The 12,350-nt window shown below is 70.7% G+C and carries 9 protein-coding genes and 1 pseudogene; 4 read left to right on the top strand and 6 right to left on the bottom strand.

The annotated features are described in order from the left end of the window. Positions 1-18: 18 nt before the first annotated feature. Both ACFWFI_RS33200 and ACFWFI_RS33195 read right to left on the bottom strand, forming a co-directional pair. Positions 19-1,503, bottom strand: a complete 1,485-nt coding sequence (locus ACFWFI_RS33200; RefSeq protein ID WP_387397552.1) for a peptidoglycan D,D-transpeptidase FtsI family protein — start codon at positions 1,501-1,503, stop codon at positions 19-21. A gap of 136 nt (positions 1,504-1,639) precedes the next feature. Continuing rightward, on the bottom strand, positions 1,640-2,485 hold the full coding sequence (locus ACFWFI_RS33195) for an LLM class F420-dependent oxidoreductase (protein ID WP_387397549.1): 846 nt from the start codon (positions 2,483-2,485) through the stop codon (positions 1,640-1,642). 144 nt (positions 2,486-2,629) lie between these two features. On the opposite strand from ACFWFI_RS33195, the pseudogene ACFWFI_RS33190 reads away from it, so the two are divergent. Beyond that, a pseudogene (locus tag ACFWFI_RS33190) lies at positions 2,630-2,818 on the top strand (SIP domain-containing protein); the annotation flags it as partial. A gap of 29 nt (positions 2,819-2,847) precedes the next feature. On the opposite strand, the gene ACFWFI_RS33185 reads toward ACFWFI_RS33190, so the two are convergent. The 3 genes from ACFWFI_RS33185 to ACFWFI_RS33175 form a co-directional block, all read right to left on the bottom strand. Continuing rightward, the gene (locus tag ACFWFI_RS33185) at positions 2,848-4,419 is read right to left on the bottom strand and encodes an APC family permease (protein ID WP_387397546.1); all 1,572 of its coding nucleotides are present in this window, start codon (positions 4,417-4,419) and stop codon (positions 2,848-2,850) included. Positions 4,420-4,671: 252 nt separating this feature from the next. Then, positions 4,672-6,588, bottom strand: a complete 1,917-nt coding sequence (locus tag ACFWFI_RS33180) for an AMP-dependent synthetase/ligase (protein ID WP_387397544.1) — start codon at positions 6,586-6,588, stop codon at positions 4,672-4,674. 125 nt (positions 6,589-6,713) lie between these two features. Next, positions 6,714-7,991 carry an acetyl-CoA C-acetyltransferase gene (locus ACFWFI_RS33175; RefSeq protein WP_387397541.1) on the bottom strand — a complete coding sequence of 426 codons (1,278 nt, stop codon included), beginning with the start codon at positions 7,989-7,991 and terminating at the stop codon, positions 6,714-6,716. A 74-nt stretch (positions 7,992-8,065) separates the two neighbouring features. Here ACFWFI_RS33175 and ACFWFI_RS33170 point away from each other — a divergent pair, with 74 nt between their 5' ends. After that, entirely contained in the window at positions 8,066-9,388 is a 1,323-nt protein-coding gene (locus tag ACFWFI_RS33170) for a 3-oxoacyl-ACP reductase (RefSeq protein WP_387397538.1), read from the top strand. A 594-nt stretch (positions 9,389-9,982) separates the two neighbouring features. Continuing rightward, a complete protein-coding gene (locus tag ACFWFI_RS33165; protein WP_387397561.1) occupies positions 9,983-10,231 on the top strand; it encodes a MaoC/PaaZ C-terminal domain-containing protein in 249 nt (82 codons plus the stop codon). A 10-nt stretch (positions 10,232-10,241) separates the two neighbouring features. Here ACFWFI_RS33165 and ACFWFI_RS33160 read toward each other — a convergent pair whose 3' ends face one another. Further along, positions 10,242-10,862, bottom strand: a complete 621-nt coding sequence (locus ACFWFI_RS33160; RefSeq protein WP_387397558.1) for a TetR/AcrR family transcriptional regulator — start codon at positions 10,860-10,862, stop codon at positions 10,242-10,244. A 243-nt stretch (positions 10,863-11,105) separates the two neighbouring features. On the opposite strand from ACFWFI_RS33160, the gene ACFWFI_RS33155 reads away from it, so the two are divergent. After that, the gene (locus ACFWFI_RS33155; RefSeq protein ID WP_387397555.1) at positions 11,106-12,308 is read left to right on the top strand and encodes an alpha/beta hydrolase family protein; all 1,203 of its coding nucleotides are present in this window, start codon (positions 11,106-11,108) and stop codon (positions 12,306-12,308) included. The last annotated feature ends 42 nt before the right edge of the window (positions 12,309-12,350 follow it).

Below are 12,350 nucleotides of genomic sequence, written 5' to 3'. Positions count from 1 at the left end.
GTGCGTCGGGGGCCGGTCCTACTTGCCCAGTACCGCCTTCATCACGTCCTTCGCGATCGGGCCGCCCAGGCCACCGCCCGAGATGTCCGAGCGGGAGATGTCCATCGCGGTCGGGTCGATGAACACCGCGACCGCCACCGACTGGCCGTCGGACTTCTTGCCGTACGAGACGAACCAGCCGTACGGGACTTCCTTGCTCACGTCGTCCCCGCGCTGAGCCGTACCCGTCTTGCCGCCCACCGTCACGCCGTCGATCAGGGCGCGCTTCGCGCTGCCCTCCTTGGCGGTGAACTCCATCATCTCCTGGACCTTCTTCGCCGTCTCCTCGGAGACCGCCTCGCTCTTGAGCTGCGGCTCGTGCTCCTCCAGCGTGGAGAGATCCGGGCCGTCCAGCTTCTCCACGATGTACGGCTGCATCAGCTTGCCGTCGTTGGCGAGGGCCGCCGTGACCATGGCCATCTGCATCGGGGTGCTCGTGAGGCTGCCCTGGCCCATGCCGGTGAGTGCGGTGCCGGGCTTGTCGAGCTTCTCGGGGTAGAGGCTCTTGGTGGCGAGCATGTCGCCGAAGGCGTCGGAGTAGACGTCCGCGTTGAAGCCGAACTTCTCGGCCGTCTCGCGCATCCCCTGGTCGCCCACCTTGAGGGCGGCGTCCAGGAAGACGTTGTTGCAGGAGTACTGCATGGCCGTCTTCATCGACGCCTTGTTGCAGACCGCGTCGCCGGCCTCACTGCTGATCTTGCTCGACGAGAGCGGCAGCGGGTACGGGGAGACCGCGTCGGTAGGGGCGTCGACGTCCGTGACGACGCCGTGTTCCAGAGCCGCGGCGGCCGTGAGGATCTTGAAGGTGGAGCCGGGCGGGAAGGTCTCGCGCAGCGGCCGGTTGGCCAGCGGCTTGCTCTTCTCGTCGACCATCGCCTGGAACTTGTCGCCCTCCTTGAAGGAGTTGCCGGCGAACACCGAAGGGTCGTACGAGGGTGTCGAGACCAGGGCGAGGACCTTGCCGGTCGACGGTTCGAGGGCGACGACCGCGCCCCGGGCGTCGAGGTCGGTCAGGCCCTTGTAGCCCGCCTCCTGCGCCTTCGGGTCGATGGTGGTGACCACATTGCCGCCGCGCTTCTCCTCACCGGTGAGGATGCCCTTGGCGTTCTGGAAGGCGAAGCGCTCGTCCTGGCCGCTGAGGATGCTGTCGTACGTCTTCTCCAGGAGGGACATGCCCTGCGCCTGGGAGGCGTAGCCGGTGACGGGGGCGTACATCGGGCCCTGCTTGAAGGTGCGCTGGTACTTGAAGTCGGTCCCCTCGACCTCCTTCGACCCCGTGATCGCCTTGCCGCCCACGATGATGTCGCCGCGTGGGGTGGCGAACTGGGTGATCTTGACGCGCCGATTGTGCTCGTGGGTGGCCAGCTCCTCGCTCTTGGCGTACTGGAGCCAGTTCGTCCGTATCAGCAGAGCCAGCATCAACAGCCCACAGAATATGGCTATGTGCCGCAACGGCCTGTTCATCGCGCTCCCGCTCCCCAGGCAGCCGAGCACACACGCACATGGGCCGCACCATCGATGTCCGAATGTGATAGATGCGATTTTAGCGTCGTCGGTTGCATCGGAAGTTCACCACGGCAGGTTATGAGCCACAGGTTTCTCACAGATACGCCGCATACGCGTCCAGCGCGCGCAGCACCTCGGCCTCCTCGGCCGGGGGCAGTTGCAGGACGACCTCGTCGACGCCCAGATCCGCGTAGTACGCCAGCTTCCCCGGCGAGGGCTGGACGGCGTACGGAACCACCTGGAGCTGCTTCGGGTCCCGCCCCGCCTCCTCCCAGGCCGTACGCAGCTTCGGCACGGACTCCGACAGGCCGCGCCCGCCGATCGGCAGCCAGCCGTCCGCCTCCTGGGCGATCCGCGCGAACAGCTTCGGCCCGGCCGCCCCGCCGATCAGGGTGCGCGGGCCGTTCACCGGCCCGCGCGGCTTCTGCACCGGCTTCGGATAGGCGTGGCTCGCCCGGACAGACTCGAACTCTCCGTCGTACGCCGTCGGTTCGTCCGCCCACAGGGCCCGCATCAGGGCCAGCCGCTCACTGCCGAGCGCGCGGCGGGTCGACCATTGCACGCCGTGGTCGGCGGCCTCCTCCACATTCCAGCCGTAGCCGATACCGAGCGTGAGGCGGCCGCCGGAGAGATGGTCGAGCGTGGCGGCCTGCTTCGCCAGATCGATGGGGTCGTGCTGGGCGATCAGCGTGATGCCGGTGCCGAGGGCCAGCCGCTCGGTGACGGCGGCGGCCTGCCCCAGCGCGACGAAGGGGTCGAGGGTGCGGCCGTACTCGTCCGGCAGCTCACCGCCCGCCGGATACGGGGTGTCCCGGCTCACGGGGATGTGGGTGTGCTCGGGCAGATACAGCCCGGCGAACCCGCGCTGCTCCAGCTCGCGCGCGAGCCGGACCGGCGTGATCGTCTCGTCGGTGAGGAAGATCGTTGTGGCGATCCGCATGCGAGGCTCCTCGGTCGTCGTCCGTGACGGCTCCAAGGTATGCGGTGCGGCTCACCGCCGAGGCCGCTCCGCAGAGCTTGTCGCTCCGTTTCGGCCGCAACTCCCTTCCCGTCCCTCCGCACACCGTCCCGCGCCGCGACGTGGGCGAGCGCGCACCTGGTCTCCGAGGTGAAGGCCGCCCTGCCCGGCCTGCTCGGTGAGGACGCCTCGGACGCGTACGTCTGGATCGCCTGCGACACGGCGACGACCAGGGCCCTCGGCTCCTACGCCCGCAAGGAACTGGCCGTCCCCAAGGACCGGGTGAACGCGCTGGGTTACTGGCGCGCCGACTGAGTCTCGCGGTCACCCGGCCGTTCTGCCGATCAGTCGCTCACCACGAACGCCGGGGTCTCCTTCGTCAGCACCTCACCGCGGAAGAACGCCGGACTGCGACGCCGCACGGCCTCCATCAGCACCACGCCGAGCAGCAGCAGCCCGACACCGATGACGAAGACGGAGCCGACGCCGAGGACGGACGATCCGGAGCCGTACGCCGGGTCCCACATGTCGTACAGGGTCTTGCCGAAGACCGCCGTGAGCAGGATGCCGCCGACGACGGGGCACAGGCCCTTGAAGACGAGGTCGCGGGCGGACCGGGTGAGGTCGGCGCGGAAGTACCAGGCACAGGCGAAAGCCGTCAGCGCGTAGTAGAAGCAGATCATCAGGCCGAGCGCGTAGATCGTGTCGACCAGGACGTGCTCGCTGACCAGGGTCATCACCGTGTAGAACACCCCGGTCGCGACCCCTGCCACCACCGTGGCCCTGCCGGGCGTCCGGAAGCGGGGGTGGACCTTGGCGTACGAGGCGGGCAGCGCCTCGTACGCCGCCATCGCCAGGACCGTGCGTGCGACCGGGATGAAGGTCGTCTGCAGACTCGCGGCCGCCGAGGCCAGCACCGCCACGAAGAGCAGGATGCCGAGGCCGGGCCCCATGACCGGGCCGGCCAGGGCGGCGAAGACGTTGTCGGAGGTGTCCGGGTTGGCCAGACCCAGCCCGGAGCCGCCGGTACCGACGGCCATCTGGGCGGCGATTCCGGTGGCCAGGTAGGAGCCGACCAGGACGACCATCGCGATGAGGGCGGCACGGCCGGGCGTCTTCTCGGATCCTGTGGTCTCCTCGTTGGCGGTGAGACAGGTGTCCCAGCCCCAGAACATGAAGATCGAGAGGGACAGCCCCGCCGTGAAGGCGGCGAAGGACCGGACGGCGAACGGGTTCAGCCAGGACCAGGAGAAGTCCGTGGACGTCGCGGCGAAGTCGCCGCTGCCCGCCTTCTGCAGGGCCATCGCCACGAACACCACGAGGACCACGAGCTGGAGGGCCACGAGGGTGTACTGGAGGCCCTTGGTGGCCGTCATCCCCCGGTAGCTGATCGCCGTCGCGACGGCGATCAGGATGAGGCACGTGAGGATGTGGACCGGTTTGCTGCCGTCCAGGGCGGCGACCCGGTCGCTGCCGGAGATCTCGCCGGCCAGCAGCCAGAAGTAGGAGGTGGCGACGCCCGCAAGGTTCGACAGGACGATGATCGTGGCGATCACCAGCCCCCAGCCGCACATCCACCCCAGACGCGGCCCGAAGGCCTTCACCGTCCAGGTGAACGAGGTCCCGCAGTCCGGCACGGCCTTGTTGAGCTCCCGGTACGCGAAGGCGACCAGCAGCATCGGGAGGAACCCGGCCAGGAAGACGGCGGGCATCTGCACACCGACCTCGCCGGCGGTGGAGCCGAGGGTGGAGGTCAGGCAGTACACCGGAGCGACGGTGGAGATACCGAGGACGGCACTGCCCACCAGGCCGACGGAGTTCCCGCCGAGGCCCTTCTCGCGTACGCCGCCGTCGGCCGGGACGCCGCTTCCCCGTACCGCGTCTCCGGCCTGTGGCCGCGCGTCCAGCTCAGTCATGGGGAGGACGCTATGCGCTGCGGTTTCCATATCCGGAGGTTGAGACTCCATTGTCTCACCCTTGACTCGCAACACATGAAGGGGATTTGACGCGACACATCAAAGGCATTGCATGCAAAACACCTTGCAATCAACGCTCCGAGGCGCGACAGGGAAGCGTACGGGAATCGCACCCCTGTCTGTTTTGCGGTGGTTCAAAAATTTCCCGTCGTATGCCTGACGTACGCCTCGGAGCCATCGTGGGGACAAGGACTACTTGCGGTACAGCTCCTCGATCTCCGCCTCGAAGTCCCGCGTGATCGCGTCCCGTTTCAGCTTCAGCGACGGTGTGAGGTGACCGCTCTCCTCGGTGAAGTCCTTTGCCAGGACCGTGAATTTACGGATGGACTCGGCGCGCGAGACGAGCCGGTTGGCCTCGTCGACGGCGCGCTGCAGCGCGGAGCGCAACTCCTCGTCGTGGACGAGCTCACCCAGGGGGACGCCGTCCTTCTTCCGCATCCGGCGCCAGTGGGCGAGGCCGTCCGGCTCCAGGGTGATCAGGGCGCTGATGAACGACCGGTTGTCCCCCACCACCATGCACTGGCTGACCAGCGGATGGGCGCGCAGCCAGTCCTCCAGCGGGGCGGGCGTGACGTTCTTGCCGCCGGACGTGATGATGATGTCCTTCTTGCGGCCGGTGATCGTGAGGTAGCCGTCCTCGTCCAGTGCTCCCAGGTCGCCCGTCGGGAACCAGTCGTCGTCCAGGTAGGGCACGGCCTCGCCGCGCTCGGTGTCCCAGTAGCCCTGGAAGACCTGGCCACCGCTGAGCAGCACCTCCCCGTCGTCCGCGATCCGCACGGCGGTGCCCGGCAGCGGCCAGCCCACCGTGCCCAGGCGGGGTTTGAGGGGCGGGGTGACCGTAGCCGCCGCGGTGGTCTCGGTCAGGCCGTAGCCCTCGAAGATCTGCATGCCCGCCCCCGCGTAGAACGCGGCGAGCCTGCGCCCCAGCGGGGAGCCGCCGCAGATCGCGTACTTGACGTGGCCCCCCAGCGCGGCACGGATACGCCGGTATACCAGCGGGTCGTAGAGGGCGCGGGCGGCACGGAGTCCGAGGCCGGGGCCGGGACCCGTGCCGTGTTCGGCGGCCTCGACCGCCTCGCCGTAACGCCGCGCGATGCGTGCGGCGCGGTCGAAGGACGAGGCGCGGCCCATCTTCTCGGCGGTGGCCCGGCCGGTGTTGAAGACCTTCTCCAGGACGTACGGGATGGCCAGCAGGAACGACGGCTTGAAGCCGGCCAGATCCGCGAGCAGATCCTCCGTCCGGATCGACGGCGCGTGCCCGAGCCGGACCCGGGCGCGCATGCAGCCGATCGCCACCATCCGGCCGAAGACATGGGAGAGGGGGAGGAACAGCAGGGTGGACGCGGGGTACTTGGACACGGACTTGAAGACCGGGTGGAGCAGCTCGATGGCGTTGTCGACCTCGGCGAAGAAGTTCCCGTGGGTCAGGGCGCACCCCTTGGGCCGGCCCGTGGTGCCCGAGGTGTAGATGAGGGTGGCGGGGCTGTCCGGTTCCAGAGCACCGCGACGGGCGGCGACGACCGCGTCCGGTACGTCCTTGCCGAGCGTCTTCAGCCGGCCTATCGCACCCGTGTCGAACTGCCAGAGATGGGCGAGGTCCCCGAGCTGCTGCCGCTCCTGACTGACCAGCCGGCCCTGCTCCTTCGTCTCCACGGCACAGGCGACGGCTCCGGAGTCCTGGAGGATCCAGCGCGTCTGGAAGGCCGACGAGGTGGGGTAGACGGGCACGGTGACAAGCCCGGCCGCCCAGGACGCGAAGTCGAGCAGCGTCCACTCATAGGTCGTACGGGCCATGATCGCGACCCGGTCACCGCTCTGGAGCCCCTCCGCTATCAGGCCCTTGGCAACGGCCTGGACCTCCGCGGCGAATTCGGCGGCGGTCACGTCCTGCCAGTTGCTGTCGGCCTGCTTGCGGCTGAGGACCGCCTCGGACGGAGCCTCCCGGGCGTTGTCGAAGGGGATCTCGGCGAGCGAGCCCCGCCGCACGGTCGGCGCGAGCGGCGGCACGGAGACTTCGCGGACGGTGCCGTCGGCCGCCCTGACCTTGGTCGGCTCGACCAGGACGGGAACAGGGGGCGCGGATATGGCGGCGGGGGCGGGCTTGGACACGAGCGGCTCCTCGACATGGGGTCCGGCGCCGGGCCCGTCCCTGGGTCCGGCGCCGAGGCGGCTGCTGGATGCGCGGGGTCGTTCACGTACGTATGGGCGGCTGGACGGCGGGCTTCCGGGTGGGGTCAGGGGCGTTCGAGGATGGCGGTGACCCCCTGGCCGCCCGCGGCGCAGACCGAGATCAGCCCCCTGCCGGGCGCCTCCCGCTCCGCGAGGAGCTTGGCCAGGGTCGCCACGATCCGGGCGCCCGTCGCGGCGAAGGGGTGTCCGGTGGCGAGGGATGATCCGACCACATTCAACTTGTCCCTGTCGACGGGGGCGAGCCCCTGCTTCTCCCAGGAGGCCAGGGTGGCGAGCACCTGGGAGGCGAAGGCTTCGTGGATCTCGAAGAGGTCGAAGTCCCCGACGGTCAGCCCGGCACGCTCCAGCATGCGAGGCACGGCGTACGCGGGCGCCATCAGCAGCCCGTCCTCGCCGTTCACGTAATCCACGGCGGCCGTCTCGTACAGCGACAGATAGGCCAGCGGTTCCAGACCGTGCGCCTCGGCCCACTCCTCGCTCGCCAGCAGCACGGTGGCCGCGCCGTCGGTGAGCGGGGTCGAATTGCCCGCGGTCATCGTCGCGTCGGGGTGCTCGGCACCGAACACCGGCTTCAGCGTCGCGAGTTTCTCCACCGTGGAGCCTGGACGCAGATTCTGGTCGCGGTCCAGGCCGAGATACGGGACGACGAGATCGTCCAGGAAGCCGCGTTCGTACGCCGCGGCGAGCCGCTGGTGGCTGGTGGCGGCCAGCAGGTCCTGGTCCTCGCGGGCCACCCCCCACTTCCGGGCGGTGACCGCCGCGTGCTCGCCCATCGAAAGACCGGTGCGGGGCTCGGCGTTGCGCGGGATGTCCGGGACGAGGTGGCTGGGGCGGACGGCGGCCAGCGCCCTGATCCGGGCCCCCGCCGACTTGGCGCGGCGCGCCTCCAGCAGGATCCTGCGCAGCCGGTCGTTGACCCCGAGGGGCGCGTCGCTCGTGGTGTCCGCGCCGCCCGCGATCGCCGAGTCGACCGCGCCGAGCGCGATCTTGTTGGCCGCGGCGACGACGGCCTGCAGACCGGTGCCGCACGCCTGCTGGATGTCGTACGCGGGTGTGCGCGGGTCCAGGGTGGAGCCCAGGACGGTCTCGCGGGCCAGATTGAAGTCCCGGCTGTGCTTGAGGACCGCGCCGGCGACGAACTCACCGACCTGTTGTCCCTCCAGGCCGAAACGCTCGACGAGTCCGTCCAGCGCGGCGGTCAGCATGTCCTGGTTCGACGCACGCGCGTACGGGCCGTCGGAGCGGGCGAACGGAATGCGACTGCCACTGATGACCGCGACCCGGCGCGGCTGCGGAAGTGCGAGGGGAATCAACTCGACCAACTCATCTCGACAACTCCTGACCCTTGAGTAACCTTACTCTGGAGTAAATCTACGACCGAGCAGGAGTCCAGACAATGGCCGACCGCTATCTGCACTTCACCGGCACGGCACCCGGCCGCTTCCTGAGCCGCAGGCTCGGCCTGCCGCAGCCCGCACAGCTCCGCCGGTGGACCCTGGAAACCCCGTCCCTCGACGGGCCGTTGCTCCACCTCACCGCAGGTAGCTCCGTCCACTCGGACACGCTCGGCCCGGTGCTCGCCGCGACCGGCCTGAGAGTCACCGGCCGGTCCGAACGCCCCGTCGCCGTCGTCCTGGACGCCACCGGCATCACCACGGCCGCCGGTCTCGCCGACGTCCACGCCGCTCTGCACCCCGTCGTACGGTCACTGGCCGGCGGCGGACGCGTCGTCGTCCTCGGCACCACGCCGTCCGCCGACGACCACCACCAGGCGGCGGCCCAGCAGGCCCTCGAAGGATTCGTACGCTCACTCGGCAAGGAGATCGGCCGGGGTGCCACCGCGCAGCTGCTGCGGCTCGCCCCCGGGGCGGGCGCCGCCTCCGCCGAATCCACGCTCCGCTTCCTGCTGTCCCCCCGCTCCGCGTACATCAGCGGCCAGGTCGTCCAGCTCACCGCCGACGCACCCGGCGAGGTGGCCGACTGGGCGGCGCCGCTCTACGGACGCACCGCGCTGATCACCGGCGCGGCACGCGGCATCGGAGCGTCCGTCGCCTCCGTACTCGCCAGGGACGGCGCCCGGGTGATCTGCCTGGACGTCCCGCAGGCCCAGGAGGAGCTCGTCCGCACCGCCGACCGCCTCGGCGCCACCGCGCTGCCCCTGGACATCACCGCGCCCGAAGCGGCCGACCTGATCGCCGCGGCCGCCCCCGACGGCCTCGACGTCCTCGTCCACAACGCGGGCATCACCCGGGACCGCAGGCTCGCCAACATGCCGGCCGACCGCTGGGCCTCGGTCATCGACGTCAACCTGGACAGCGTCCTGCGCACCACGGACGCCCTCCTGAGGACGGGCACCGTGAACCGCGGCGGCCGGATCGTCGCCACCGCGTCCATCGCCGGGATCGCGGGCAACAACGGCCAGACCAACTACGCGGCCAGCAAGGCCGGCATCATCGGCCTGGTCCGCTCCCTGGCCCCGCGTGCCGCCGCCGAGCACGGCGTCACCGTCAACGCGGTCGCGCCCGGCTTCATCGAGACGAAGATGACGGCCGCCGTGCCCCTCTTCATCCGGGAGGCCGGCCGCCGGATGAACTCCCTGTCCCAGGGCGGACTTCCGGTCGACGTCGCCGAGACCACCGCCTGGTTCGCCCAGCCCGCGTCCGGCGCCGTCAACGGCCAGATCGTGCGGGTCTGCGGCCAGAGCCTGCTGGGGGCGTGATCCATGACCGGCCTGAGCCTGTCCCTCGTCCGCGGAGCCGTCACCTCCCCCTTCAAGCGGGCCGGGCGCCCCGGCGCCACGCTCCCCGCCGGCCGTGAGGTGCTGCCGCCCGGGCGGATCGCCCCCGGCCCCCTCGCCGCGTACAGCAAGGTCTGCGGCTTCGCCGAATCGGGCCCACTGCCGCTCACCTACCCGCATGTGCTGGGCTTCCCGCTCGCCATGCGGCTGATGACGGGCCGCGACTTCCCGCTGCCGGTTCTGGGACTGGTCCACACCTGGATCGAGATCACCGGGCACCGGGCGCTGCACCCGACGGACGAGCTCGGACTCACCGTCCACGCCGCCCGGCTGACGCCGCACCGCCGCGGCACCGAGGTCACGATGGTGACAGAGGCACGTCTCGCGGGCGAGCTCGTCTGGGAGTCGCGCAGCGGCTACCTGTCACGGCACGCCACCGGAGCAGCGGCTGCCCCCTCCCCGTCCCCGGCCACGTCGCCGGAGCTGCCCACCGTGGCCGAATGGCGGCTGCCCGCCGACCTCGGACGGCGGTACGGGGCGGCTTCGGGTGACCGGAACCCCATCCACCTCCACCCCGTGACGGCACGGCTCTTCGGCTTCCCCCGGCACATCGCGCACGGCATGTGGACCGTCGCCCGCTGCCTCGCGGAGGCCGGGAGCGGGACCGGAGCAGACGAACCGGGCCGGATCCGTTCCGTGCGGGCGGACTTCAGGGCGCCTGTCCTGCTGCCCTCCACCGTCACCTACGCCGCCGACGACACCGCGTTCCAGGTGCGCGGCGGCAGCCGCGTCCACCTCACCGGGGGCGTGACCCGGGAGGGCTGAGACCGCTTGCTCACTCTCCCCGGGACTGCCAGCCGCGCCCGTGCATCAGATTCTCCAGGCCCGCCCAGGAGAAGTTCATCAAGGTGGTGGCGGCCTCCTTGGCCGAGACACCGGGAGTGACGTTCGCCCACCCGGCGAGCGCCTCCGCCGCCCCCACCAGCGCCTGCGCGAGCCCCGCCACATCCCGGTCGGGCAGCGCGGGATCATGGTGCGCCTCACGCGCCGCCGCCCCGATCAGACCCGTCACGAACGCAACGATCTCCTTACGCAGCGCACCCACCTCGCTGACGAACGGCTCCCCGTGCGAGCTCGCCTGCTGGTGCAGCACCGCCCAGCCGTCCGGGTTCTCCGCGGTGTGCGTGAAGAACGCCCGCAGCCCCGCCCACAGTTGCCCGTCAGCCGGAATCCCTGGCTCCACCGCCGCCTGCACGGCTTCCACCAGCGCCTTTGCCTCGCGGCGGATACACGCGGTGAAGAGCTCCTCCTTGGAATTCAGATACAGATAGACCAAGGGCTTGGACACACCGGCCAGTTCCGCGATCTCGTCCATCGAGGCGGCCCGGTACCCACGCTGCGCGAACGTCCGCACAGCCGCGTCCATCATCTGCTGCTCACGCACCGCGCGCGGCATCCGTTTGCTCTTCACTGCACCCACGTCAGACTTCCCTCCCGCCCCCACGGCGCTACTCCTCGGTAAGAGTACGGCGCGGTTCCGTCCGCCGTCGTACGGAAGGGAAGCGGCCCGGCCACGATGGCCGGTAGTCGTCCACCGGACCCTGGTGGGGCACCCTCGTACGACCCTGGTCCCCCACGGGATCACACCTGGGGCCGATGCTTGCGCCCGATTCCGCCGCCTAGTGTCCCTGGCATGACGATGAGACTCCGCAGACGGACGGCCGTCGCCGCCCTCTCAGCCATGCTCCTGCTGGCCACGCCCGTCGCCACCGCCCAGGCCTTATCGGGGCCCGCACCGGCGGCGACGGCGTCCACAGCGGCCACCACGACCGAACTGCCCCGCCCGACCGGCCCGTACGCCGTCGGCACCGAGGTCCTGCACCTCACCGACCACGACCGGGCCGACCCCTGGGTGCCGGAGGCGGGGGCCCGGGAGCTGATGGTGTCCCTGTACTACCCCGCCCGCCCCGGACGGCAGGGCGCCACCGCTCCGTACATGAGCACCGGGGAAGCCCGGCTGGTGCTGACGGGCGCCGGGCTGGAGGACACGGTGCCGCCGGCGGCCCTCAGCGAGCTCGGCACCCACGCCCGCACCGGCGCACGGACGGCCCACGGCCGCTTCCCCCTGGTGCTGCTCTCCCCCGGCTTCGGCAACCCCCGGGCGACGGTGACCTCGCTCGCGGAGGACCTGGCGAGCCGTGGCTACGTGGTGGCGAGCGTCGACCACGCCTACGAGTCCGTCGGGACCGAACTGCCCGACGGCCGGCTCCTGACCTGCGTGGCCTGCGAGAAGATGGAGTCCGCGCCTACGAAGGAGGCCCGGGAGGAGCTGGGCCGGCTCGTCTCCACCGGAAGGGCCGCGGACCTCTCCTTCGTACTGGACCGGCTGACCGGCCACCGGCCCGCCTGGAAGAACTCCCGCATGATCGACCCGGACCGGGTCGCCGCGGCCGGCCACTCCATCGGGGGCAGTGCGGCCGCCTCCGCGATGCTCGCCGACCCGCGCTTCGACGCGGGGATCAACATGGACGGCACGTTCCAGGAACGCGTTCCCGCGTCCGGCCTCGGCGGGCGCCCCTTCATGATGCTGGGCACCGCGTCCCTCCACTCCCCCGGCGGCGGGGACGAGTCCTGGGACCAGGGCTGGCAGCGGCTGGACGGCTGGAAGCGCTGGATCGGCGTCGAGGGCTCCGGCCACTCCAGCTTCACGGACATACCCGTCCTGGAGGACCGGATGGGTGTGACGCTGGACCCCTCGGTCACGCTCTCCACCGACCGGCAGGTCCGGATCACCCGTGACTACGTCAGCGCCTTCCTCGACCAGCACCTGCGCGGACGGCACCAGCGTCTGCTGGACGGCCCCACACCCGGCAACCCCGAGGTCGTCTTCCAGCGGCCCTGACGGCCCAGCCGCACACAGGAGCGCCCCCGGCCTCGTGGAGGC

Origin of the sequence: Streptomyces sp. NPDC060209 (assembly GCF_042728155.1) — a bacterium.
Lineage (GTDB): Bacteria > Actinomycetota > Actinomycetes > Streptomycetales > Streptomycetaceae > Streptomyces.
The sequence above is the reverse complement of the archived record's forward strand: the minus strand, read 5'-3'. Positions and strand labels throughout refer to the sequence as shown.

What these genes read in the sequence shown, in the direction of transcription:
- ACFWFI_RS33155 (WP_387397555.1), top strand. Translation starts at nt 11,106, where the DNA reads ATGAGACTCCGCAGACGGACGGCCGTCGCCGCCCTCTCAGCCATGCTC.
- ACFWFI_RS33160 (WP_387397558.1), bottom strand. Translation starts at nt 10,862, where the DNA reads ATGCCGCGCGCGGTGCGTGAGCAGCAGATGATGGACGCGGCTGTGCGG.
- ACFWFI_RS33195 (WP_387397549.1), bottom strand. Translation starts at nt 2,485, where the DNA reads ATGCGGATCGCCACAACGATCTTCCTCACCGACGAGACGATCACGCCG.
- ACFWFI_RS33185 (WP_387397546.1), bottom strand. Translation starts at nt 4,419, where the DNA reads ATGACTGAGCTGGACGCGCGGCCACAGGCCGGAGACGCGGTACGGGGA.
- ACFWFI_RS33170 (WP_387397538.1), top strand. Translation starts at nt 8,066, where the DNA reads ATGGCCGACCGCTATCTGCACTTCACCGGCACGGCACCCGGCCGCTTC.
- ACFWFI_RS33200 (WP_387397552.1), bottom strand. Translation starts at nt 1,503, where the DNA reads ATGAACAGGCCGTTGCGGCACATAGCCATATTCTGTGGGCTGTTGATG.